The 24,058-nt window shown below is 72.6% G+C and carries 21 protein-coding genes; 9 read left to right on the top strand and 12 right to left on the bottom strand.

Annotated elements, in window-relative coordinates; all coding sequences use genetic code 11:
- A partial coding sequence (locus BIV25_RS40125) for a DUF3626 domain-containing protein (RefSeq protein ID WP_071377503.1) occupies positions 1-881 on the bottom strand: 881 nt, incomplete at its 3' end.
- 87 nt (positions 882-968) lie between these two features.
- Here BIV25_RS40125 and BIV25_RS40120 point away from each other — a divergent pair.
- The 4 genes from BIV25_RS40120 to BIV25_RS40105 all read left to right on the top strand — a co-directional run bounded on the left by BIV25_RS40120 (position 969) and on the right by BIV25_RS40105 (position 5,212).
- Entirely contained in the window at positions 969-1,463 is a 495-nt protein-coding gene (locus BIV25_RS40120; protein ID WP_071377502.1) for an FBP domain-containing protein, read from the top strand.
- Positions 1,464-1,538: 75 nt separating this feature from the next.
- Positions 1,539-2,792 carry an aromatic acid exporter family protein gene (locus tag BIV25_RS40115; protein WP_177235590.1) on the top strand — a complete coding sequence of 418 codons (1,254 nt, stop codon included), beginning with the start codon at positions 1,539-1,541 and terminating at the stop codon, positions 2,790-2,792.
- A gap of 84 nt (positions 2,793-2,876) precedes the next feature.
- Positions 2,877-3,899, top strand: coding sequence for a hypothetical protein (locus BIV25_RS40110; protein WP_071377501.1), 1,023 nt, complete (start codon positions 2,877-2,879; stop codon positions 3,897-3,899).
- A gap of 110 nt (positions 3,900-4,009) precedes the next feature.
- Positions 4,010-5,212, top strand: coding sequence for a lactonase family protein (locus BIV25_RS40105; protein WP_177235591.1), 1,203 nt, complete (start codon positions 4,010-4,012; stop codon positions 5,210-5,212).
- On the opposite strand, the gene BIV25_RS40100 is transcribed toward BIV25_RS40105, so the two are convergent.
- Together BIV25_RS40100 and BIV25_RS40095 are read right to left on the bottom strand one after the other, a co-directional pair.
- Positions 5,180-5,905, bottom strand: a complete 726-nt coding sequence (locus BIV25_RS40100; RefSeq protein WP_071377500.1) for a DUF2470 domain-containing protein — start codon at positions 5,903-5,905, stop codon at positions 5,180-5,182. The two genes, BIV25_RS40105 and BIV25_RS40100, sit on opposite strands and share 33 nt — an antisense overlap.
- Before the next feature lie 81 nt (positions 5,906-5,986).
- Entirely contained in the window at positions 5,987-6,592 is a 606-nt protein-coding gene (locus tag BIV25_RS40095; RefSeq protein ID WP_071377499.1) for a TetR/AcrR family transcriptional regulator, read from the bottom strand.
- 141 nt (positions 6,593-6,733) lie between these two features.
- Here BIV25_RS40095 and BIV25_RS40090 point away from each other — a divergent pair, with 141 nt between their 5' ends.
- The gene (locus BIV25_RS40090) at positions 6,734-8,338 is read left to right on the top strand and encodes a cytochrome P450 (protein ID WP_071377498.1); all 1,605 of its coding nucleotides are present in this window, start codon (positions 6,734-6,736) and stop codon (positions 8,336-8,338) included.
- Here BIV25_RS40090 and BIV25_RS40085 read toward each other — a convergent pair.
- The 9 genes from BIV25_RS40085 to BIV25_RS40045 all read right to left on the bottom strand — a co-directional run bounded on the left by BIV25_RS40085 (position 8,300) and on the right by BIV25_RS40045 (position 18,099).
- On the bottom strand, positions 8,300-9,166 hold the full coding sequence (locus BIV25_RS40085; RefSeq protein WP_071377497.1) for a pentapeptide repeat-containing protein: 867 nt from the start codon (positions 9,164-9,166) through the stop codon (positions 8,300-8,302). The genes BIV25_RS40090 and BIV25_RS40085 overlap by 39 nt on opposite strands.
- Positions 9,167-9,230: 64 nt before the next feature.
- On the bottom strand, positions 9,231-10,532 hold the full coding sequence (locus BIV25_RS40080) for an alpha/beta fold hydrolase (RefSeq protein WP_071377505.1): 1,302 nt from the start codon (positions 10,530-10,532) through the stop codon (positions 9,231-9,233).
- Positions 10,533-10,630: 98 nt separating this feature from the next.
- On the bottom strand, positions 10,631-11,656 hold the full coding sequence (locus BIV25_RS40075; protein WP_071377496.1) for a LacI family DNA-binding transcriptional regulator: 1,026 nt from the start codon (positions 11,654-11,656) through the stop codon (positions 10,631-10,633).
- A 59-nt stretch (positions 11,657-11,715) separates the two neighbouring features.
- A complete protein-coding gene (locus tag BIV25_RS40070; RefSeq protein WP_071377495.1) occupies positions 11,716-13,077 on the bottom strand; it encodes a BNR repeat-containing protein in 1,362 nt (453 codons plus the stop codon).
- Positions 13,074-13,391, bottom strand: coding sequence for an L-rhamnose mutarotase (locus tag BIV25_RS40065; RefSeq protein WP_071377494.1), 318 nt, complete (start codon positions 13,389-13,391; stop codon positions 13,074-13,076). The genes BIV25_RS40070 and BIV25_RS40065 overlap by 4 nt, the downstream gene beginning before the upstream one ends.
- A 17-nt stretch (positions 13,392-13,408) precedes the next feature.
- Positions 13,409-14,488: a rhamnose ABC transporter substrate-binding protein gene (gene rhaS / locus BIV25_RS40060; RefSeq protein ID WP_071377493.1), complete on the bottom strand. Its 1,080-nt coding sequence runs from the start codon at positions 14,486-14,488 to the stop codon at positions 13,409-13,411.
- A 44-nt stretch (positions 14,489-14,532) separates the two neighbouring features.
- A complete protein-coding gene (locus BIV25_RS40055) occupies positions 14,533-15,522 on the bottom strand; it encodes an ABC transporter permease (RefSeq protein WP_071377492.1) in 990 nt (329 codons plus the stop codon).
- Complete coding sequence (locus BIV25_RS40050; RefSeq protein WP_071377491.1) at positions 15,515-16,585, bottom strand: ABC transporter permease; 1,071 nt, start codon at positions 16,583-16,585, stop codon at positions 15,515-15,517. The genes BIV25_RS40055 and BIV25_RS40050 overlap by 8 nt, the downstream gene beginning before the upstream one ends.
- On the bottom strand, positions 16,582-18,099 hold the full coding sequence (locus BIV25_RS40045) for a sugar ABC transporter ATP-binding protein (protein ID WP_071377504.1): 1,518 nt from the start codon (positions 18,097-18,099) through the stop codon (positions 16,582-16,584). Before BIV25_RS40045 ends, BIV25_RS40050 begins: the two co-directional genes overlap by 4 nt.
- Before the next feature lie 292 nt (positions 18,100-18,391).
- Between BIV25_RS40045 and rhaI the strand changes: the two genes are divergently transcribed.
- The 4 genes from rhaI (at position 18,392) to BIV25_RS40025 (ending at position 23,997) form a co-directional block, all read left to right on the top strand.
- Positions 18,392-19,558 (top strand): L-rhamnose isomerase, encoded by a 1,167-nt coding sequence (gene rhaI, locus BIV25_RS40040; protein ID WP_071377490.1) that lies wholly within the window; start codon positions 18,392-18,394, stop codon positions 19,556-19,558.
- A gap of 110 nt (positions 19,559-19,668) precedes the next feature.
- Positions 19,669-21,708 (top strand): bifunctional rhamnulose-1-phosphate aldolase/short-chain dehydrogenase, encoded by a 2,040-nt coding sequence (locus tag BIV25_RS40035; RefSeq protein ID WP_071377489.1) that lies wholly within the window; start codon positions 19,669-19,671, stop codon positions 21,706-21,708.
- Positions 21,705-23,153, top strand: a complete 1,449-nt coding sequence (locus BIV25_RS40030; protein WP_177235589.1) for a rhamnulokinase family protein — start codon at positions 21,705-21,707, stop codon at positions 23,151-23,153. Before BIV25_RS40035 ends, BIV25_RS40030 begins: the two co-directional genes overlap by 4 nt.
- A gap of 88 nt (positions 23,154-23,241) precedes the next feature.
- The gene (locus tag BIV25_RS40025) at positions 23,242-23,997 is read left to right on the top strand and encodes a (Fe-S)-binding protein (RefSeq protein ID WP_071377487.1); all 756 of its coding nucleotides are present in this window, start codon (positions 23,242-23,244) and stop codon (positions 23,995-23,997) included.
- The last annotated feature ends 61 nt before the right edge of the window (positions 23,998-24,058 follow it).

Below are 24,058 nucleotides of genomic sequence, written 5' to 3'. Positions count from 1 at the left end.
GGCCACACCCGCACCACAGACAGCCGGGCCGTACCCGCACCCTCCGGCGCGCCGAAGCGGGCCAGGGTGTGCCAGACCATCTTCAGGTGCTGGAGGTCGTGACGGCCGGTGCGGGCCGCGTCGCCGATGACGCGCGGGGTGAGCAGGCCGCGTTCGGCGATGCGGGCGCCGAGGTCGGCGTACCGGGGTCCCCGGTAGTCGGCGTGGCGGCGCAGTGCGGTGACGGTGAGCCGGTAGCCGGGGTGCCATTCGACGGGGAAGGGCAGGCGCCGGGCCGCCGTCTCGACGTCGGTGCCCCGGTAGCTCGCGTCGAGGACGAGCGCCTCGACGTCCCTGGCCAGCAGCACACCGGCGTGCACATGGCTCTCGACGTAGTCGTTCAGCGCGTCCTGCTCGTCCGCCTCGGCGAGCGCGATCAGCGGCATCGCCCCGGCCACCCCGAAGTCGGCGGGCTCGGCCGCGCTGTCGGGGTAGCAGAAGGTGGCGCGTCGCAGGACTGCGCCGGTGAGCCTCAGGTGCGAGGAGCCGAAGCGGGGGGCCGCGCCGACCACCTGCCGGCGGAAGTTCAGGGCGCCGTACAGCGGGCGCTCCGGCGCGGGCGCGTCATCGTACGCACCCCCGAAGATCCGGCTCTCCCAGCGCGTGCGGTCACCGCCCGGGTGCGCGGTGAGCCCGCCGTTGCTGGTGCCGGTGACGTACTGCGAGTGGTACGCGCCGTCCCGGGCCAGGGCCGCGAGGATCGGCGCTCCGGCGGAGATCCGGTCCGGGTGGAAGTTCAGGGTGATGCGCAGGCCGGGGTCGAGCGGCGGACCGGTCACCCCGGCGGCGACATGGTCCAGCGCCCGCCGGGCACGCGGCGGCAGCCCCTCCCGGAAATCCATTAGTCACTCTCCTTTTTCCTACATAAGATGGTTGAAAACCTAGGGATCCTAGGCTGACCATCGCCCACGCCCTCAGAAGGACTCCCCATGAAATCGCTCACCGAGCAGGACATCCGCAACTCCTTTGTCAACTGCTCGAAGGGAGAGGCCAAGCGGCTCGCGGTCCCGCGCGACCTCGACGAACGCCCGTGGGACGACCTGGACTTCCTCGGCTGGCGGGATCCGGGCGCGCCCGACCGCAGCTATGTGGTCACCGAACGGGACGGCCGGCTCGTGGGCGTCACGCTTCGCTTCCAGGCCGCGCAGCGCGGATTCCTGCACCGCAGCATGTGCTCGGTGTGCCTGACGACGCATCCGCGCGGCGGGGTGACGCTGATGACCGCGCGCAAGGCGGGAGCGGCGGGCCGCGAGGGCAACTCGGTCGGCCTGTACATGTGCACCGACCTGGCGTGTTCCCTGTACGTGCGGGGCAGGAAGGTGCCCGAGTCCGGCATCCGGATCGAGGAGAGCCTGAGCGTGGCGGAGCAGATCACCCGCGCGCGGGGCCATCTGCACGCCTTCCTCGACAAGCTCTACGCCTGACCCGGCCCGCCCGCCGGGACGCGGCCCCCGACCGGGCGCGTTCGAGCCGCCCGGGGAACGGGAACAGGCCAAGGGATGCACGACGTACGGACGTGGCCCCGGGGACTGCTGCGCCTGGTGGAGCGCCGCCGGGAGCCGGTGGTCGTCCAGACGCTGCGCTCGGCGACGGCGGCGACGATCGCCTATGTCATCGCCCTGCGGCTGAGCCCCGAGCCGGCCCCGCTGACCGCGCCCCTGACCGCGCTGCTGGTGGTCCAGGTGACCTTCTACGCCACCCTCACCAACGGCATCCGCCGGGTGAACGCCGTCGTGGCCGGCGTGCTGGTCGCCATCGCCTTCAGCGTGCTGGTGGGCCTGACCTGGTGGAGCCTCGCGCTGCTGATCGTGGCCTCGCTGGCGGTCGGACATCTGGTGCGGGTCGAGGAGTACGTGGCCGAGGTGGCGATCAGCGCCATGCTCGTGCTCGGGGTCACCACCATCGGGTTCACGGCGTGGGCGCGGATCGTGGAGACACTGATCGGCGCGGTCGTCGGCACGGCCTGCAACCTGCTGCTGCCGCCCCCTGTGTGGGTGGACGAGGCGGGCCGCTCGATCGAGGACCTGGCACGCCGGCTGCGGCAGTTGATGCTGCGCATGGGCGAGGAGGCCGCCGGCGGGATCCCGTGGCAGCGGGCGGCCGAGCGGCTGCACGAGGCCCGGCGGCTGGACCAGCACATCGCGCATGTGGACGCCTCGCTGCGGCAGGCCGAGGACAGCCTGCGGCTCAACCCTCGCGTCAAGGAGGGCCTGCTGCACCGGGTGGTGCTGCGCACCGGCCTCGACACGCTGGAGATCTGCACGGTGGTCCTGCGGGTGCTGGCCCGCTCCTTCACGGACCTGGCGAAGGCCCGCGGGTCCGAGGAGCTGTTCCCGCCCCGGACCGGGGCGACCGTGGAGCAGCTGCTGTCCGAGATGGGCGACGCGGTGGTCAGCTTCGCGGTGCTGGTCACCACCCACCTCAGCGAGGACGCCGAGTCGGCGGAGGCCCGGCTGACGGCCGAGCTGCACACGGCCGCGGGCACCCGGGACCGGCTGGCCACGCTGCTGCGGGACGAGGTTGCCGGGAGCTGGGAGAACTGGCAGCTGCTGGGCGCCGTGCTCACCGAGGCGAACCGGATCATCGACGAACTGGACACCGAGCACCGCACCCGCCGTCTGCTGGAGGAGCTGGACCGGGTCGGCCGCGAGCAGCGGGCCAAGCTACCGCGCACCACCCGGCTGCGCGAGCGCCTCGGTGTGCAGGACGAGCTGTGGCGGAACCGTACGGGCTTCGGCGAGCGTTCCAGGTGAGGACGGACGTTGAGGACGGACGTTCCCCGCCGGGGCCACGCGTCGTGCGGCGGAGCGGACAGCGCGACGGGAGGGGGCCCTCGGATGACCGGTTCCGGGGTACGGATCAGCGGGAACACACTGTGGCTGCCGGGCGGGGCGGCGGTGCGGTTCGTCCGCACGCTGCGGCTGCCCGAGACGGGCACGCATCCACTGCCGCCGGGGCTCGGCGAGTTCCCGCTGCGGCCGGTCGCCGACCACGCGGACCGGGTGCCCGAGCGGTGGCGGGCCCGCGGGGGCGTGATGCTGCCGGTGTATCTGCGCGAGGCGATGTGGCTGAGCTTCTCGGGTACGACGGAACCGGCCGCGCTCCAGGTCGGTGTCGGCAAGGTGTGCGCGGTCTCCGGCAGGCCCTGGAGCGAGCGGCTCACCCGGGATCCGCAGAACTACGTGGTGCTGCCCCGCCAGCCCTGGCTGGACGGCATCAACTCCGGCGAGGGGACGGTCCGGCAGTTCGTCGCCGTGCCGCTGGGCCTCGGTGCGACGGTGGAGGGGCAGGTCACCGGCGAGGAGGTGTGGGGCGGGGTGCAGCTCCAGTCCTTCGCGCTGCGCGCGGACCTGCTCGCCGCGTGGCGGCGCCGCGAGCGGGAAAGACTGGCCGCCAGGAACAGCGCCCGGGCGGCCGGTCCGCCGGTCGGCGGATACGGCGCGGCGATGATGCCGGCCGCGCCCAAGGCGGCGGCGCCCGCCGCCATGGGGCTCGGCGTCGGCGGCTCGATGCGCCAGGAGGTGTACCGGGACGACCGGCCGCTCGCCGACTGGTCCGAGGAGCCCGCCGGGCGCGTGTTCGTGCACCTGGTCACGCCGCCGCAGTGGCGGCACATCACCGGCGAGGCACCCCCGCCGTCACCGGTGGACCGGGCGGCGTACACCCGCGCGGGCCTGCCCTGGTTCGACTACTACGACACCGATGCGGAGGATCTGGCCCCCACGGACGCCCTCCAGGAGGTCAAGCCGGTCGGTGAGTGGCTCGGCGACGACCTGGACCCCTGGCAGGCCCCGTCCGCCGGCCAGGTCCAGCCGCTGAAGGACACCCCGGGCAAGCCGGTCACGGACGGCGACTGGTGACCTCGCGTTGCACGGTGTGCAATCTCCGTTGCCCTGCTTGCCGTTGACGGCCCGCAGGGGCCAAGGTGGCTGTTGTGACGACCGGGGCGAGCGACGACCTGAGGTGCGGCATGGACGCGGAGAACGCGGCGGAGAGCGGGCACTGGAGCAGGCGCCGGTTCGTCGGCGCCGTGGCGGGCACGGCGGCCGTGGTGGCGGTGCCGTCCCCGGCGACACCGCCGACGGACCGCACGTTCCCGGCCGAGCAGCCGCGGGCCGCCGCACCGCCCGGTGACCCGGCCGGCCCCCGCCCGCTGTTCATCGGCACCTACACCTCCGTCGACGGCGGCGGCACGGGCATCGGACTGGCCTCGTACGACCCGGTGACCGGCCGGATCTCCGGCTCGGGCGCGCTCACCGGCGTCCCCGACCCGTCGTACCTCACGGTGCATCCGGACGGGCACACGCTGTACGCGGTGGACGAGCGGGACGACGGCGGGGTGACGGCCGTACGCCTGGCGGACCGGCACGTCCTCGGCACCCGGAGCACCGGCGGCGCGGGCCCCTGCCATGTGTCGGTGCATCCGTCCGGGCGCTGGCTGCTGAGCGCCAACTACGGCTCGGGCAGCGTCGCCGTGCACCCGATCGACACCTCGGGCGCCCTCGGCGACCGCACCGCCCTGGTCACGCACACCTCACCGGCCCCGGGACCGGGTCAACAGGGGCCGCACGCGCACCAGTTCATCACCAGCCCGGACGGCGGCCACGTCCTCGCGGTCGACCTCGGCACCGACACCGTCTACACCTACCGGCTGGACGAGGCCGCGGGCACGCTCACGGAGGTGTCGCAGGCGCACACCCGGCCCGGTGCGGGCCCGCGCCATCTGACCTTCCACCCGGGCGGGCGGTACGCGTACCTGGCCGACGAGGTGGACGACACCGTCGCGGTCTGCGCGTACGACCCGGCCTCCGGCCGGCTGACGGTCGGCGCGCCGCAGTCCACGGGGTCGACGGGCTCCGCCACCAACTACCCGGCGGAGTTCCTGGTGACGGGGGACGGCCGCTACGCGTTCCTGGCCGACCGGGGCGACAACACCCTCGCGCGGTACGCGATCGAGGCCGACGGCGCCCGGCTGCGGCTGCTCGGCACGGTACCGGTGGACGGGGACTTCCCGCGGCAGATCGCGTTCTCGCCGGACGGCACACTGCTGTTCGCGGCGAACCAGCGCTCGGGCACGGTCACCGTCTTCCACGTGGACCGGGACAACGGTGAACTCCGGTCGGCCGGTGACCCGTTCGCCTCACCCGTCGCCGTCTGCGCGCTGCCGCTGTAGCGCGCGGGGGCAGCCCGCGGCCGCGGCCTGGGCGAGCAACGCGTGTACCCGCTCGGTGAGTTGGGTGACGTCGTCGGCGGGCGTGTGGAAGGGCAGGCGTACGTCGCCGTGGGCGCGGGTGCGCTCGATGCGCAGGGTCAGTCCGTGCCGGTCGACGGCGAGGGGCAGCACCCGGGTCGCGGCGTGCAGGCTCTGGGGCCGCACCAGCCGGGTGAGGCGCTCGACGGCGTCCGGGTGGGCGTCGGCGAGGTGCGTCAGCAGCCGGGCCTCGGCGGTGGCCAGGGGGTCGGGCCGGGCGGCGGCGAACTCGTCGAGGCCGACGACCACGGCACCGCCCGACTGCCGCAGCACCACCCGGGTGGGCCGGAACAACAGTCCGCCACCCTCCGCGGCGAACCAGCCGGCGAGGTAGAGCCGGGCCCGGATCCGGCCGCGCACCGGCACGGGGGCGACGTCGGCGAACTCCAGCACGGCGCAGGGTTCCTGGCGCGGGGCGCAGATCGCTGCGGTGAGCAGGGCGCTGCCGTCGGGCACCGCGAGCCGTACCGCACCGCCGTCGGTCACGGTGTGCGCACCGACGTACTCCTCGCGGACGCCGTCCGCGGTCACCGCGCACGACCATGCGGCGGCGAGCACCGACCGCGCCCGTTCCGCCGCGCCGGGTGCGGCCGTCCAGTCCTGCGTGTCACCCATCCCGAGACCTCCTTAGGTAAGCCTTGCCTAACCTATCGAAGAACAGGGCGTGCGCCAACCACGTCCCCACGCCGTGAGAGGTCAGCCGATGACACCCAGCAGCGCCCGGGCGCACAGATCGCGCACCTGCCCCTGGCCCAACTCCCCCTCGCGCAGCCACTCCAGGCACACGGCGGTGGTGAAGGCGAGCCAGCCGCGCACCGCCAGCCGCACCTGGGGAGCGGTCTCGAAGGCGGCCCCGAACTCGGGGTCGGCGGCGAGCGCGGCGAGGATCTGCTCCTCCTGGGCGGCCAGCGCCCGCTGGTAGACCCGGCGTACGGCCTGGTCCCCGGCCGCGTCGGCGCGATGGAAGGCACGGAAGCCGTGGGCGTGTGCGCGGACGTAGCCGAGGTAGGTGTCGAGCCCGGCGGCGAGCTGCTCGCGCACCGGCACCCCGGGCACGGCCGCCGTCATGTGCAGCATCCGCTCGCTCTCGCGCTCCACGACCGCCGCGAAGAAGTCCCGCTTGGTCGGGAAGTAGTGGTACAGCAGCCCGCGCGAGACCCCGGCGATCTCGGCGACCTGCTCGATCCACACCTCGTCGTAGGGACTCTCCGAGAACAGCTTCGCGCCGACCGAGAGCAGCTGCTCACGGCGCTCCCCGGTACTCAGTCGGCGCCGGGCTCGCTCCCCCTGGTTCGCGGCCATGCCGTCACTTTACTGGACGCCGGTTCAACAACCCTTGACGCCGGTTCGAGGGGCGGATCACACTGGGCCGCGTTATTGAACTCACGTACAACACGGGCGGCCCCGGCTCAACGGCTCGCTGGATCAAGGGAGATCGGCGTCATGGCGGAGACGACGCGGACAACGACGGAGACGACGCAGACGACGCAGACCAGGGAAACCGGACTGCCGAAGGGTTTCCGCAGTGCCGAGCTGGGCTGGCCCGAGCTGGACCGCATCCCGCACCCGCCGCGCCGGGTGCCGCTGCTCGGTGACGTCCTCGGCGTGAACCGGCGCACGCCCCTGCAGGACTCGATGCGCCTCGCGCGCGACCTCGGCCCCGTCTTCCGGCGCCGCGCCTTCGGCAAGGAGTTCGTGTTCGTGTGGGGAGCGGCGCTCGCCGCCGACCTCGCCGACGAGAGCCGGTTCGCCAAGCACGTCGGACTCGGGGTGGCCAATCTGCGGCCGATCGCCGGGGACGGGCTGTTCACGGCCTACAACCACGAGCCCAACTGGCAGCTGGCGCACGACGTCCTGGCGCCCGGCTTCAGCCGGGAGGCCATGGCGGGCTACCACGGCATGATGCTGGCGGTCGCCGAGCGGCTGACCGGCCACTGGGACCGGGAGACGGCCGCCGGGCGCACGGTGGACGTGCCCGGGGACATGACCAAGCTGACCCTGGAGACGATCGCACGCACCGGGTTCGGGCACGACTTCGGCTCCTTCGAGCGGGACCGGCCGCACCCCTTCGTCACCGCGATGGTCGGCACGCTCACCTACGCCCAGCGCCTGAACAGCGTGCCCGGGCCGCTCGTCCCGCTGCTGCTGCGCTCCGCCGCCCGGCGCAACGCGGCCGACATGGCCTACCTCGACCGCACGGTCGACGACCTGGTCGCGGCCCGGCGCCGCACCGGCCGCGGGGAGGGCGACCTGCTGGACCGGATGCTGGACACGGCGCACCCGGAGACCGGCGAGAAGCTGTCGGCCGAGAACGTCCGCAAGCAGGTGATCACATTCCTGGTGGCGGGCCACGAGACCACCTCGGGCGCGCTCTCCTTCGCCCTGTACTACCTCGCCCGCCATCCGGAGATCGCCGCCCGGGCCCGCGCCGAGGTGGACCGCGTCTGGGGCGACACCGAGCGGCCCGCGTACGAGCAGGTCGCCAAACTGCGCTACGTCCGCCGGGTGCTGGACGAGTCGCTGCGCCTGTGGCCCACCGCGCCGGCCTACGCCCGCGAGGCCGTGCGGGACACGGTGCTCGCCGGCGACCATCCGATGCGCCGGGGCGCGTGGGCGCTGGTCCTGACGCCGATGCTGCACCGCGACCCGCAGGTGTGGGGCGAGGACGCCGAGCGCTTCGACCCGGACCGCTTCGAAGCGGGGGCCGTACGGGCCCGCCCGCCGCACACCTTCAAGCCGTTCGGCACCGGCGCCCGCGCCTGCATCGGCCGCCAGTTCGCCCTGCACGAGGCCACCCTGGTCCTCGGCCTGCTGCTGCGCCGCTACGACCTGCGAGCCGACCCCGCCTACCGGCTGAGGGTGGTCGAGCGGCTGACGGTGATACCGGAGGGGTTGCGGCTGGGGCTGGAGCGGCGGCGAGCGGGCGCGGGGCCGCATCCGTCAGCGGCTCCGCCGCGGGGCGCGGCCGGCCACGACGAAGCCGCACCCGGCCGACGCCCCGTCACGCCCCTACGAACGGAGTGCCCAGTGCACCGGCCGGCCGACTGACTCCGGCAACCGCGTACCGGCGCTCCCCCGTGCCGCGTTCACCTGCGGCTGGGTGAGGAAGAAGGCACCGGTCAGGTCGGCGTCGGTCAGGTCCGCGTCACGCAGATCGGCACCGATCATGTCAGCGTCCCGCAGATCCGCCCCGGAGAGGTCCGCGGCGATGAGCAGGGCGCCGCGCAGCGTCGCCCCGCGCAGGTCGGCACCGCGCAGCCGGGCCCCGACGAGATCCGCGCCCCGCCGGTCCTTGCCTCCTCCCCTGCCCTTCTTACCGCTCTTTCCGCTCTTCCCGTCACCGACGCCCGCCCGGGCCAGCTCGCTGGTGCGCAGCAGGAGCGCGTTGACCCGCTCCCGGTGCGCGGCCACGTCCAAGGCGGCCAGTTCCCCGGGGCTCTGCCGGGTCAGCCGTTCGGTCTCCTCCAGCGCCCGGCGCAGCTCGGCGTGGACGGGCCGGGCGGCGGGCAGGCCGAGCGCCTCGGTCAGGTACCACAGCAGCTCGTGCAGCTGCCGTACGACCGGGAACGCGTCGAACATCCGGCGGGCATGCTCCTTGGAGCCGGTACGCCAGTCCTGCCCGCCGAAGGTGACCTGCGCGACCTTCTGCCCGGCGCCGAAGCAGTCGTAGACCGTGCAGCCGGTGAAGCCCTTGGTGCGCAGGTCCGTGTGGATTCCGCAGCGGTGGTCGCCCCGGAGGTTCGCGCACGGTGTCCCGGCGGGCTTGGTCAGTGCGAAGTCGGCGGACCTGGCGAAGGGCAGGGCGACGCAGCACAGCCCGAAGCACTGGGCGCAGTCGCCGCGCAGGTCGGAGAGGTCGGCTATCTGTTCCGGCATGGGCTCCACCCTACTGACCTGCGGGAGTGTCGTGCGCTGCGGCCGGACGCCGTGGCCCGGCGCGCTACGCCTCGTCCCTCGTCAGTGCCAGCAGCCGGTCCAGCACCCGCGGCGCCCCCGTGCGCAGCCCGTCGTGCTCGAACTCGTCCGTCACCCAGGTCCGCAGGCCGCGCACGGCGCGTGCGGTCTGAAGGGAATGGGCCGTGTCGACGTACATGTCGTCGTGGTAGACCGCCGCGGCGACCGGCACCTCGTTCGCGGCGAGGCGGGCCGGGTCGTACAGCGGGGTCCAGTCGGTGCGCGCGGCGAGGACTTCGGCCGTCTCGCGCAGCGGGCGCAGGGCGGGGTCGGCGTCGAACATCCAGGGGTGGATCGTTTCGCCGGTGAAGAGCACCGGGGCGTCGCCCGCGAGGGCCTTGGCCGCGTCGAACTGCGGGAACTCGGCCCGGATCCGCTCCGCGGCCCAGGCGGTGGGGCGGGCACTCTGGCCGTAGATCGTCTCGTGGACGAGGGCGTACAGCGGGTGACCGGCGTACGACAGCAGACTCATGGCCTGCTCCAGGAAGGCGTCCGACAGCTCCGGACCGGCCGGGGTGCGGACGAAGGCGTCCTCCAGGAGGAGGTGCAGCCGGTGACTGCCGTCGCTCGTGCCGAGCATCAGGCCGAGGGACTGGAAGGCCTCGGCGGTGAAGCGGTAGCCGCCCGGCAGGACCACGTCGTGGGTGAGGAGGTGGTCCGCGATGCGGCGGGCCCGCTCGACGTCCTGCGGGTAGCGGGCGTAATGCGCGCTGACCTTGCGCTCGATGCGCGGGTAGGCGGCGCGGTAGACGTCGTCGGCGTGGGCGTGCAGCGACGGCAGGCCGCCGGTGACGACGGCGGTGGCGAGGCCCTCGGGCGCGAGGGAGAGATACGACACCGTGCAGAAGCCGCCGAAGCTCTGGCCGAGCACGGTCCAGGGGGCACCGCCGGTGACCTCGGGACGGATGGCCTCGCAGTCCCGGACGATGGAGTCGGCCCGGAAGCGGGCGAGGTAGTCGGCCTGCTCGACGGGGCCGCCGCGCAGCGGGAGCGTCTGCCGGGTGGCAGGTGTGGAGCTGCCGGTGCCGCGCTGGTCGAGAAGGAGGACGCGGTACTCCTTCAGGGCCCGGTCGAGCCAGGCCTGACGTCCGACGAAACGATTCGCCCCGAAGCCGGGCCCGCCCTGGAGGTACAGCAGCCAGGGCAGGTCCTGCCCGGCCTTGTCGCTCGCGACCACCTCACGGGCGTACAGCTCGATGGTCTCGCCGCCCGGGTCGGCGTGGTCGAGGGGCACGGCGAAGCGGCGGTCGGTGAGGACGACGCCGGGCTGGCGATAGCTGCGGCTCAACGGGGCTCCCGGGGCGGACGGCACGGACGGGACCCAGTTCAGCACATGACCGGCCGTCGGCCGACCCCGGGGATCATGGTTTTTTACTGAACTTCCGGTCAGCGCGCGGCCAGGCTGGAGCGGCGCACCACCAACTCCGGCTGGAGCACCACCCGGCGGTGCTCGTGCGGCGGCCGTCCCTCGCCCTGCTCGGTCTCCTCCAGCAGCAGTTCGGCGGCGAGCGCGCCCATGGTGACGGCGGGCTGCCGTACGGAGGTCAGCGGCACGGCGGCCGCCGCCGCGAACTCGATGTCGTCGTAACCGACGATCGCCAGGTGGTCCGGGACGCGCACGCCCGCCGCGTACATGGCCTGGAGGACGCCGAGGGCGAGCAGGTCGTTGGCGCAGAAGACGGCGCTGGGGCGGTCGGCGAGGCCCAGCAGGCGGGCGCCCGCGTCCCGGCCGGCGGCCACGTCGAGGCGTTCGGTGGGCAGCTCGCGCAGCGCGTCCTGGCCGAGCCCGGCCTCGGCGAGCGCGTTCAGCGCGCCGGTACGGCGGTCGCGGACCTGGTTGAGTCCGGGCGGCCCGCTGACGTAGGCGATGGAGCGGTGCCCGGCGTCCACGAGATGACGCACCGCGAGGGCGCCGCCCGCGACGTCGTCCACGGAGACGGAGCACTCCGTGGTGCCCTCGGCGACCCGGTCGACCAGCACGAACGGGATGCCGTGGCGGCGGAAGGCCGCGATGTTGCGGCCGCTGGCGTCGGCCGGGGTCAGCAGCACGCCCCGCACCCGCTGTTCGGCGAACAGGGACAGGTACTCGGCCTCTTCGGCGGCGTTCTGCGCGCTGTTGCAGACCATCACGCCGAGCCCCGCCTCGCGGGCCGCCCGCTCGGCGCCGCGGGCCACGTCCACGAAGAAGGGGTTGCCCATGTCGAGCACGAGCAGGCCCATGATCCGGCTGCGGCCGGCGCGCAGCTGGCGCGCGGACTCGCTGCGGACGTAACCGAGCCGTTCGATCGCGGACAGCACCCGGGCCCGGGTCTCGCCGGCGACGGCGTCCGGGCGGTTGATGACGTTCGACACCGTGCCCACCGAGACTCCGGCGGCGCGGGCGACGTCCTTGATACCCACCGACTGGGTCATCGGGCGAGGACCTCCAGGGGACGAAAGGGACGGACGGCGGGCGGTCCTTCACATTACCGTCATGCGGGCAGGGCGAAGTCGGCCACGTACAGGGGCGAGGGCGTCCTGCCGGTGGACCTCTCCTGGTACAGGAAGGACAGGACGCCGTCCGCCGCGGCCCGGGTCTCGTCGATCACCACCTCGCCGAAGGCGTTCAGCCCGTCGCCGTCGTACAGCGGCGTCCAGTCGGTGTACCCGGAGGCCTTCGAGGCGGCGGCGATGCGGCCATACGGGAAGACCGCGTAGGCGTTGTCGTACCGGTCGAGGACGAGCCTGGTGCGCTGGCTGGAGTTCAGGTGGACGGGGATCTCGGTCTTGTGCCATGTCCCGGCGGGGCTCTTGCGGAGGTGGAAGGCGCGTCCGCGGGCGATGCGGTCGGCGACGTAGTCCGTGGTGCACGGTCCGAAGCGGCCCGGTACGTGGCTGATGACCGCGTGCGGCAGCCCGGCGGAGTCGGTGGCCTGGCTCTCCTGGTTCATCAGGCAGTGGTCGGGGCCGAGGGGGTCGACGACCAGTCCGGGGCCGGTGACGCCGACCGGGTCCGGGCCGCCGGTGGTCCCGACGACCGTCCCCGCGTCGTTGCGCCAGGTCCGCCCCCGGTCGGTGGAGTGGACGTAGCCGGTGTCGTGATTGGTCAGCCCGCCGGCGCCGCACAGCACGGCGTCGTTCTGCTCACGCCAGGTGAACAGGGCGTGCAGCCGGCCGTGGACGTCGTAGTCGATGCCGTGCAGATACATGTTCCGCGCGGTGCTGGAGCCGTGCGCGCTCGTGTACGTGCCCGTCGACGCGCTCCACTCCCCCAGCACCGTCCAGCCCGAACGGCCGTACTCGGCAAGGGCGTTGCGGCCGTCACCGGAGATGCCGACGCGGTAGCTGAGCTGGAGGTCGCCCTCGGGGGTCGCGAGGAACTGCGGGTAGGTGAACCGTGGGGTGAGGGCGAGTCCGTCGAGGGTGGCGCGTACGGCGCCGAAGGCGGACCGGTCCCAGGACGTCTCGGCGGGGCGGTCGAGCAGCCCGGCGACGGACTTCACGTACCGGAAGCCGTCACTGTGCGCGTCCATGACCAGATGCAGCCGGCCGTCGCGCCGCGAGACGCCCATCGAGATCACGTTGTGCGAGTCGTCGCTCTTCAGCCGGTGGTCCAGCGTCACCGTCGCCCAGTCCGCCGCGCCCGTGGTACGGCAGGCGACGGTCGCCCGGCGGTCCTGCGCGTACCAGGCCGCGTACTGCCGGCCCCGGTAGGTGAACAGGCCGTTCTTCTGGAAGGAGTTGGTGTTGACGAGCCCGTCGTACGAGACGAAGTACAGGGCCCGGGGGTCGAGGAGGGTGCGGCCGAGGGGGGTGATCCGGGGTGCCGCGAGTCTGCTTCCGGCGGCGGTCATGACAGGTGGAACACCTCCGTGAGCGGCGTCCTGGCCTCGTCGGGCCGGGCGCCGTCCGGCGACTCGGAGAACGGCACCGTCCGGGCCTGCCGGCGGGCGTTGACGCCGGTGGCCGCCGTGCCGGCCCGGGCGGCGAAGTCCTCGGTCTCCAGACAGCCGACGAGCAGGCCGTCCTCGCGCAGGAAGAGCGAGTCGTTGTGCCGGCCGGTCGCCCTCGGGGCGTCGAGCGTCCCCGGCCGGACGGCGGCATGCCGCTCCCGGTACGCGTCGAGGCGGTCCGCCCGGACCTTCAGCAGGAAGCACACGCGCCGCATCAACGTCCCCCGTGCCGCTAGAAGTTGAACGTGTCGATGTTCTCGGCGTCGAACACGGTGGGCCTGCCGAGGGTGATCACGCCGTCCTTGCCGAGGGTGTACGTCGTCGCGCCGGCCTTGAAGGACTCCCCCTCCTTGCCGGTGATCTGCCCCGAGGCGAGCGCGACCGCGGCCCGCGCGGCGAGGTCGCCGAGCGCCGCCGGGTCCCACAGCTCGAAGGCGTCGACGGTGCCGTTCTTGACGTACGTGCGCATGTCGTCCGGCGTGCCGAGGCCGGTGAGACGGACCGTGCCCTTGTACTTCGAGCCGGACAGGTACTGGGCGGCGGCCTTGATGCCGACGGTGGTCGGGGAGATGATCCCCTTCAGGTCCGGGTGCTCCTGGAGCAGGCCCTGCGTCTGCTGGAAGGACTGCTGGGCGTCGTCGTCGCCGTAAGCGATCTTGACAAGCTTGACGTCCTTGTACTTGGGGTCCTTCAGCTCGTCCTTCATGTAGCCGATCCAGGTGTTCTGGTTCGTCGCGGTCTGCGCGGCCGACAGGATCGCGATCTCGCCCTTGTACCCGATCTGCCGCGCGAGCAACTGCACCTCGGTACGGCCCAGATCCTCGGCGGACGCCTGCGAGACGAAGGCGTCGCGGCAGCCGGGGTTGGTGTCGGAGTCGTAGGTGACGACCTTGATGCCGTTGCCCATGGCCTGTTTCAGCGCGGTGCACAGCGCCCCGGGGTCCTGCGCGGACACGGCGATCGCGTTCACCTGCTGCTGGGTGAGCGTGTTGACGTAACTCACCTGCCCGGCGGTGTCGGTGGCGCTGGAGGGGCCCACCTCCTTGTACGCCGAGCCGAGTTCGGCGAGCGCCTTCTCACCGCCCTTGTCGGCGGTGGTGAAGTACGGGTTGTTGACCTGCTTGGGCAGGAAGCCGACGGTGAGCCCCTTCTTGGTGGCGGCGTCCGGATCGGCCGTGCCTGCGGAGGCCGCGGATTTGTCGTCGTTCTTGACGTCGTTCTTGGTGGTGCCGCCGCAGGCGGTGAGGGCGAGGGCGAGGGAGGTTCCGGCAGCGAGGGCGGCGCAGGTACGGCGGAGGGACGGCTTGCGCATGGCGGCGGATCCTTTGCGAGGGAGGGGAGAGGGGCGGGGACGGGCTACGAGGCCGGCGTCGAGGCGGCTCTGCGGGCCACGCGCGCGACGGAGATCTGGCGTGCGACCCGGGGACCGAGCACGGAGACGACCAGCAGCACCCCGGTGACGACGATCTGGGACTGCGCGGAGACGTTCAGCAGGCTCATCACGTTCTGCAGCGCACCGAGCAGAAACACTCCGGCGATCGCACCGCCCAGCGTCCCCCGGCCCCCGTCGAAGTCGATCCCGCCGAGCAGCACGGCGGCCACGACGGAGAGTTCGAGCCCGGTGGCGTTGTCGTAGCGCGCGCTGGCGTAGTGCAGCACCCAGAAGACACCGGTGAGCGACGACATGAGCCCGGTGGCGACGAAGAGCAGCAGCTTGGTCCGCTTCACCCGGATCCCGGCGAACCGTGCCGCTTCCTCGCTCGCGCCGACCGCGAACAGTGAGCGCCCGAACGGCGTGGCGTGCAGCACGAGCACGGCGATCGCGAGCAGGGCGAGGAAGGGCAGGAACGCCTGCGGCAGGAACGTGCCGCCGAGCCGGCCGGACGCGAAGTCCAGGTACGAGGAGGGGAAGCCGGTGACGGCGTCGGAGCCGAGCACGATCTGGGCGAGGCCCCGGTAGGCGGCGAGGGTGCCGATGGTGACGGCGAGGGAGGGCAGGCCGAGCCGGGTCACGAGCAGGCCGTTGACCAGTCCGCACACCACGCCCAGCAGCAGACAGAGCGGGATGATCGTCTCGATCGCCATGCCCTCGTTCCAGAGCCTGCCCAGCACCGCCCCGGACAGCCCGGCCGTGGACGCCACCGACAGGTCGATCTCGCCACAGACCACGAGCAGGGTCACCGGCAGGGCGATCAATGCGATCGGAAGCGTGTTGCCGATCAGGAAGGACAGGTTCAGCGCGTTCGCGAAACCGTCGACGAAACCGAACGACAGAAGCAACAGGACGATCAGGAGGGCACCGACGACGGTGTCCCAGCGGACGGCGCGGGTCAGTGACTCAGACACCGGCGTTCTCCTTCGGCAGGGCGGCCCCCGACCGGACCGACTTCCTCTTCAGGGCGGCGGCCACCCTGAGCGCGACGACCCGGTCGACGGCGATCGCGAGGAGCAGCAGGACACCGTTGATGGCGAGCACCCACACGGAGCTGACGCCGAGCGCGGGCAGCACGCTGTTGACGGAGGTGAGCAGCAGGGCGCCGAGCGCGGCGCCGTAGACGCTGCCCGAGCCGCCGGTGAAGGCGACGCCGCCCACCACGACCGCGCTGACGACGGTGAGTTCGTAGCCGTTCCCGGTGCCCGAGTCGACGTTGCCGAACCGGGCCAGGTACATCGCCCCGGCGAGTCCGGCGAGCGCTCCGCAGACGGTGTAGGCGGCGAGGACGCGCCGGCGCACCGGGATGCCGGCCAGCCGGGCGGCCTCGGGGTTGGAGCCGAGGGCGTACAACTCCCGGCCGCCGCCGAAGTGTTTGAGGCAGTAGCCGGTGGCGACGAGGACGGCGAGGGCGATGACGGAGAGCCAGGGGATCGCGGAAACGCCGCCGGAGCCGAGGTCGACGAAGCCGCCGGGGAGGTCGGCCGCCGTGATCTGCCGGGAGCCGACCCAGATGGAGTCGACGCCACGGATGATGTAGAGGGTGCCGAGGGTGACGACGAGGGCCGGCACCTGGCCGAGGCTGACGAGCAGGCCGTTGAGCAGCCCGAGGCCGACGCCGAGCAGCACGGCGAGGAGGACGGCGACGACGGCGCTTCCGCCGCCCTGGAGATATGTGCCGGTGGCGAAGGCGGTGATGCCGAGAGTGGAGCCGACGGACAGGTCGACGTTGCGGGTGATGACGACGAGGGACTGGCCGGTGGCGACCAGCACCAGGATCGTGGCGTTCAGCAGCAGGTCCTTGATGCCCTGCTCGGACAGGAACTGGCTGTTGCCCGCCTGGGTGACCGCGATCATCACCAGGAAGACGACCAGGATGGCGAGTTCGCGCATCGTGCAGACGCGGTCGGCCCACCGGGTGCCTTGAGACCGGGTCGCTTCGGCGACAGGGGTGGAGCCGGGGGTGGTCACCGTCATGCGGCGGCCCTCCCGGTGGCCGCGGCCATCACGGTCTCCTCGGTGGCTTCGGAGCGGGGGATCTCGGCGGTGATCCGGCCCTCGTGCATCACCAGCACCCGGTCGGCCATGCCGAGGATCTCGGGCAGGTCGGAGGAGATCATCAGCACCGCCACCCCCTCGGCGGCGAGCTGGGACAGCAGCCGGTGCACCTCCGCCTTCGTGCCGACGTCGATGCCCCGGGTCGGCTCGTCCACGATGAGCACCTTCGGGCCGGTCGCGAGCCATTTCGCGAGGACGACCTTCTGCTGGTTGCCGCCCGAGAGGGTGCCGACGGCATCCGCGATCCGGGCGTGCTTCACCCGGAGCCGCACCGCCCAGTCCAGGGAGCGGCTGCGTTCGGCGCCGCGGTCCATCAGCCCGGCGCGCACGGTGGTACGCAGTCCGGTCAGCCCGATGTTCCGCTCGATGGACATGTCCATCACCAGGCCCTGGGCGCGCCGGTCCTCGGGAACGAGGGCGAGGCCCGCGGCCATCGCCGTGGAGGGCGCGCCGCCGGTGAGCCGGCGCCCGTCGACCTCGACCTCGCCCGCGTCCCACCGGTCGACGCCGAACACCGCGCGGGCCACCTCGCTGCGGCCGGCGCCCACCAGCCCGGCGAGCCCGACGATCTCACCGCGCCGCACCTCGAACGACACGTCGGTGAAGACGCCCTCCCGGGTCAGCCTCCGCACGCTGAGCGCCACTTGGCCGGGGTTCACCGCCTGCTTCGGATACAGCTCGGCCAGTTCGCGGCCGACCATCCGGCGGACCAGGTCGTCCTCGGTCATGCCGTCGAGCGGTTCGCAGGCGATCCGGGCGCCGTCCCGCAGCGTGGTCACCCGGTGGCAGATGCGGAAGATCTCCTCCAGGCGGTGGGAGATGAACAGGACGGCGGCGCCCTGCTCGCCCAGGGTGCGCACGACGCCGAAGAGCCGGGCGACCTCGCTGCCGGTCAGGGCGGCGGTCGGCTCGTCCATGATCAGGACCCGGGCGTCGAAGGAGAGCGCCTTGGCGATCTCGACGATCTGCTGGTCGGCGATCGACAGTCCACGGGCGGGCCGGTCGGGGTCGAGGCCGACGCCGAGCCGTTTCATCAGGGCGGCCGTGGCCGCGCGGGTGGCCCTGTGGTCGATCCGGCGCAGGGCCCGCCGGGGCTGGCGGCCCATGAAGATGTTCTCGGCGATCGACAGGTCGGGAAAGAGCGTGGGCTCCTGGTAGATGACGGCGATTCCCGCGTCGCGGGCGTCGCCGGGGCCGTGGAAGACGACGCTCTCGCCGTGGAGCAGCACCTGGCCGGTGTCCGGCCGGTGCACCCCGGCGAGGGTCTTGATCAGCGTCGACTTGCCCGCGCCGTTCTCTCCGGCGAGGGCGTGCACCTCGCCGGGCAGCAGCTCCAGGGAGACGTCCCTGAGGGCACGAACGGCGCCGAAGGACTTGGAGACGCCCCTCAGCGCCAGCACCGGCGCCGGTCCCGTGTCGGGCGGGTGGGTCATGGCGGGCTCCTCGACGACACCGGTGGAGACAGCCGCGAGGTCCGCGTCCACAGCGTCGTGAAAGGTGAAAGGTTTCAACCGGATTGCCGGGACCGTAGACACCACAGCCATGTCACGTCAATGGGCTCGCATCGAAAAGATTTCGATAGCTCAAGGCCGCGCCGTAGTCACGGAAGATCGGCCGGGCCGGAGTCCTTGACACCCCTTCGAGAGGCCCCTAGCTTGCGATCCTGAATCGTTTCACACACTGCCCGTGCATCGCTGTTCCGACCGACACCATCAGGAGCCCGCAGTGACCGACCTCGCCGCGGTGAAGGCCGCGCTCAGGACCCAGGCCGTGGAGACGCCGTCGTGGGCGTACGGAAACTCGGGAACCCGTTTCAAGGTGTTCGTCCAGGCCGGAGTGCCCCGCGATCCCTGGGAGAAACTCCAGGACGCGGCGAAGGTGCACGAGTTCACCGGCGTGGCCCCGACCGTGGCTCTGCACATCCCCTGGGACCGGGTCGAGGACTACGCGGCATTGGCCACGTACGCCGAGGAGCTCGGGCTGAGACTGGGCGTGATCAACTCCAACACCTTCCAGGACGACGACTACAAGCTGGGCAGCATCTGTCATCCGGACGCGGCGGTGCGGCGCAAGGCGCTCGATCACCTGCTGGAGTGCGTCGACATCATGGACGCGACGGGGTCCAGGGATCTCAAGCTGTGGTTCGCCGACGGCACGAACTACCCCGGCCAGGACGACATCCGCGCCCGGCAGGACCGGCTGGCCGAGGGGCTCGCCGAGGTGTACGAACGGCTCGGCGAGGGGCAGCGGATGCTGCTGGAGTACAAGCTCTTCGAGCCGGCGTTCTACGCGACGGACGTGCCGGACTGGGGCACGGCGTACGCGCACTGTCTGAAGCTGGGACCGAAGGCCCAGGTCGTGGTCGACACCGGGCACCACGCACCGGGGACCAACATCGAGTTCATCGTCGCCGCACTGCTGCGCGAGGGCAGGCTCGGCGGGTTCGACTTCAACTCGCGCTTCTACGCCGACGACGACCTGATGGTGGGGGCCGCCGACCCGTTCCAGCTGTTCCGGATCATGTACGAGGTGGTGCGCGGCGGCGGGTTCGCGGCGGGGGCCGGGGTCGCGTTCATGCTCGATCAGTGTCACAACGTCGAAGCGAAGATTCCGGCGGTCATCCGGTCGGTGATGAACGTGCAGGAGGCCACGGCGAAGGCTCTGCTGGTCGACCGGGCGGCGTTGGCCCAGGCTCAGGCTGCCGGTGATGTGCTCGGCGCCAACGCCGTGTTGATGGACGCCTACGACACCGATGTGCGGGCGTTGCTGCGGGAGGTGCGGGAGGAGATGGGGTTGGCTGCCGAGCCGCTGGCCGCGTATGCCCTCTCGGGCTGGGCGGAGAGGGCTGTCGCTGAGCGAGTCGGGGGACAGCAGGCCGGTTGGGGGGCGTAGAGCGTCTGCCTGGTTGATCGCCGTTGCGGGGTGCGGGTGCGTGGTGCTTGGTCGCGCAGTTCCCCGCGCCCCTCACCCACTCGCCCTCTTCCGGAAAAGGAACCGTGGTCATGACTGCCGACCCCCGAACCCTCGCCCTCCTCTCCCGCTCCCGTCGGCTCGGCTCCGACCCCCGTAACACCAACTACGCCGGCGGCAACGCCTCCGCGAAGGGCACCGCCACCGACCCCGTCACCGGTGGTGACGTCGAGCTGATGTGGGTCAAGGGGTCCGGCGGGGATCTCGGGACCTTGACCGCGGACGGGCTCGCGGTGTTGCGCCTGGACCGGCTGCGGGCGCTCGTGGACGTCTATCCGGGGGTGGAGCGGGAGGACGAGATGGTCGCCGCGTTCGACTACTGCCTGCACGGCGGGGGCGGGGCGGCGCCGTCCATCGACACCGCCATGCACGCTCTGGTGGACGCCCCGCACGTCGATCACCTGCATCCGGACTCGGGGATCGCGCTCGCCTGTGCGGCCGACGGGGAGAAGCTGACCGCCGAGTGTTTCGGGGACGGCGTGGTCTGGGTGCCGTGGCGACGGCCCGGGTTCCAGCTGGGGCTCGACATCGCCGCGATCAAGGCCGCCCACCCGCGGGCCGTCGGGTGCGTCCTCGGCGGGCACGGCATCACCGCCTGGGGCGACACCTCCGAGGAGTGCGAGCGCAACTCGCTGCACATCATCCGCACCGCCGAGCGGTTCCTCGCCGAGCGGGGTAAGGCGGAGCCCTTCGGGCCGCTCGTCGAGGGGTACGCCGCCCTGCCCGAGGCCGAGCGGCGGGAGCGGGCGGCGGCGCTCGCGCCGTACGTACGGGCCCTCGCCTCCCAGGACAAACCGCAGGTCGGGCACTTCGACGACGCCGACGTGGTGCTGGACTTCCTGGCACGGGCCGAACACCCCCGGCTGACCGCGCTGGGGACGTCGTGCCCGGACCACTTCCTGCGCACCAAGGTACGGCCGCTGGTGCTCGACCTGCCGCCGGCCGCGCCCCTGGAGGAGGCCGTGGCGCGGCTGAGGGAACTGCACGCCGCCTACCGGGAGGAGTACGCCGCCTACTACGCACGGCACGCGCTGCCCGACTCCCCCGCCATGCGCGGTGCCGACCCGGCGATCGTGCTGATCCCGGGCGTGGGCATGTTCTCCTTCGGCAGGGACAAGCAGACCGCGCGCGTGGCAGGCGAGTTCTACGTCAACGCCGTCCACGTGATGCGGGGCGCGGAGGCCGTGTCCGCGTACGCGCCGATCGAGGAGTCGGAGAAGTTCCGTATCGAGTACTGGGCGCTGGAGGAGGCCAAGCTCCGGCGGATGCCGAGGCCGAAGCCGCTGGCCACCCGGGTCGCGTTCGTCACGGGCGCCGGCAGCGGGATCGGCAGGGCCATCGCGCGGCGGCTCGTCGCCGAGGGGGCGTGTGTCGTCGTCGCCGATCTGAACGCGGACGGCGCCGCCGCGGTCGCGCAGGAGCTGGGCGGGCCGGACAAGGCCGTCGCCGTCACCGTGGACGTCACCGACGAGGAGCAGATCACCGCCGCGTTCCGGGCTGCCGTGCTCGCCTTCGGCGGGGTCGACCTCGTCGTGAACAACGCCGGGATCTCCCTCTCCAAGCCACTGCTGGAGACGTCGGTGCGGGACTGGGACCTCCAGCACGACATCATGGCCCGGGGCTCCTTCCTCGTGTCGCGGGAAGCGGCCAGGGTGATGATCGCGCAGCGGATGGGCGGTGACGTCGTCTACATCACGTCCAAGAACTCCGTCTTCGCAGGACCGGACAACATCGCCTACTCGGCGGCCAAGGCCGACCAGGCCCATCAAGTACGGCTGCTCGCGGCCGAGTTGGGTGAGCACGGGATCCGGGTCAACGGGGTCAACCCGGACGGGGTGGTGCGCGGCTCCGGGATCTTCGCCGGTGGCTGGGGCGCCCGGCGGGCGGCGGTGTACGGGGTGCCGGAGGAGAAGCTGGGCGAGTTCTACGCACAACGGACCCTCCTCAAGCGGGAAGTGCTGCCCGAGCATGTCGCGAGTGCCGTCCTCGCGCTCACGGGCGGCGACCTGACACACACCACCGGGCTGCACATCCCGGTCGACGCGGGTGTGGCGGCCGCGTTCCTGCGATGAGCGCGGCGGTGAGGTCGTACGCCGCGGTCGATCTGGGCGCCTCCAGCGGACGGGTGATGGTCGGCCGCGTGGGGGCCGACTCGCTGGAGCTGGGTGAGGCGCACCGGTTCCCCAACCGGCCGGTGCGCGTCCCGGAGGGGCTGCGCTGGGACGCGCTCGCGCTGTACGGCGGTGTTCTGGACGGACTGCGGGCGGCCGGCCAGGTGGCGTCCGTCGGCATCGACGGCTGGGCCGTCGACTACGGCCTGCTCGACGCCGACGGGGCCCTGCTGGGCAACCCGGCGCACTACCGCGACGCCCGCACCGAGAGCGTCGCCGAGAAGGTGTGGGCGACGGTGCCCGCCGGGGAGCTGTACGCCGTGACCGGCATCCAGTACGCGCCCTTCAACACCCTCTACCAGCTCACTGCGGCCCGCGCGTCGCGCCAACTCGCCCATGCGAAACGGCTGTTGCTCATCCCGGACCTGCTCGGCTACTGGCTCACCGGAGAGCAGGGCACCGAGCTGACCAATGCCTCCACCACCCAGCTCATCGATCCCCGGACGCGGACGTGGGCGTACGGGATCGCCGAGCGGCTCGGCGTCGACCTCGCTCTGTTCGCGCCGCTGCGGCAGCCGGGGGATCCGGCCGGGAGGCTGCGGCCCGAGGTGCTGGAGGAGACGGGTCTCGGCGGCCCCGTGCCGGTGACGGCCGTCGGCTCGCACGACACCGCGTCGGCCGTGGCCGCCGTACCGGCGAGCGGAGAGCGCTTCGCATACATCTGCACCGGTACCTGGTCCCTGGCCGGGCTGGAGCTTGCCGCCCCCGTGCTCACCGAGGAGAGCCGGGCCGCGAACTTCACCAACGAACTCGGGCTGGACGGCACCGTCCGCTACCTGCGCAACATCATGGGACTGTGGTTGCTCCAGGAGTGCCGTCGCACGTGGGGCGAGCCGGACTGGGGGCTGCTCCTGCGCGAGGCCGGTACCGCGCCGGCGCTGCGTTCGGTGGTGGACGCCGGGGACGAGGCGTTCCTGGCGCCGGGACGGATGCCGCAGCGGATCGCCGCCGCCTGCCGTGCCTCGGGGCAACCGGTGCCCGGGACACGGGGCGAGCTCACCCGGTGCGTCCTCGACTCGCTGGCCCTCGCCCACCGGCGGGCCGTCGCGGACGCGCAACGGCTCGCCGACCACCCGGTGGACGTGGTGTACGTCGTCGGGGGCGGCGCCCGCAACGCGCTGCTCTGCCAACTCACCGCGGATGCCTGTGGCTTGCCCGTGGTGGCGGGCGCCGCGGAGGCGGCGGCGCTCGGCAACGTGCTCGTGCAGGCCCGCGCCCACGGGCTGGTCGGTGACCTCGCCTCGATGCGCGGGCTGCTCACCCGCACCCAGCCGCTGACCCGGTACGCGCCGCGCGGCGGCGAGGCCCGCTGGCGGGCCGCCGAGGCACGGCTCGCCCGGCGATGAGCGCGCCGCACGGTGCGTCGCCCTCTCGCCCCGGCGGCACCCGCCCACTACCCTGCACTCGTCCGATGACCGACCGCGAGGAGCCGCGATGCGTGTCGCCCTGTTCCTGACCTGTGTCAACGACACGCTCTATCCCGACACCGGCCGGGCCGTGGTGAAACTGCTGGCCAGGCTGGGCGTCGACGTCGACTTCCCGATGGACCAGACGTGTTGCGGACAGGCGCACTACAACACCGGCTACCGTCATGAGACGGAGCCCCTGGCCCGGCACTTCTCCGATGTCTTCGGCGGGTACGAGGCGATCGTCACGCCGTCCGGGTCGTGCGCGGCGATGGTGCGGGAGCTGTATCCCCGGCTGGGCGAGCGGGCGCGTGCCGAGGGGCGCGGGGGCTCGCTGGCCCGGACGCTGGCGCCGGTGGTGCCGAAGACGTACGAGCTGACGGAGTTCCTGGTCGACGTCCTGAAGGTCACCGACGTGGGCGCGTACTACCCGCACAAGGTCACCTACCACCCCACCTGCCACGGGCTGCGGGGCCTCGGACTGGGCGACCGCCCGCACCGGCTGCTGCGGGCGGTCGAGGGGCTCGAACTGGTGGAGCTGCCGGGGGGCGAGGAGTGCTGCGGGTTCGGCGGCACGTTCGCGGTGAAGAACGCCGCGGTGTCGGCGGCGATGGGCGCGGACAAGGTGCGCGCCGCCGAGTCCACGGGCGCGTCGGTGCTGTGCGCGGCCGACAACTCGTGTCTGATGCACCTCGGCGGCACGATGAGCCGGCTCCACACGGACCTGCGGCCGGTGCACATCGCGGAGATCCTGGCGAGCACGGAGGAGGAACCGGCCGTATGAGCGGGACGTTCGTGGGCATGCCCGTATTTCCCCCACCCTCCCACCCGGCATTTCCCCCACC

Source organism: Streptomyces sp. MUSC 14 (assembly GCF_001866675.1).
Classification (GTDB): Bacteria; Actinomycetota; Actinomycetes; order Streptomycetales; family Streptomycetaceae; genus Streptomyces.
Note: the sequence above shows the minus strand (reverse complement) of the source record. Positions and strands in the feature narration are given on the sequence as shown.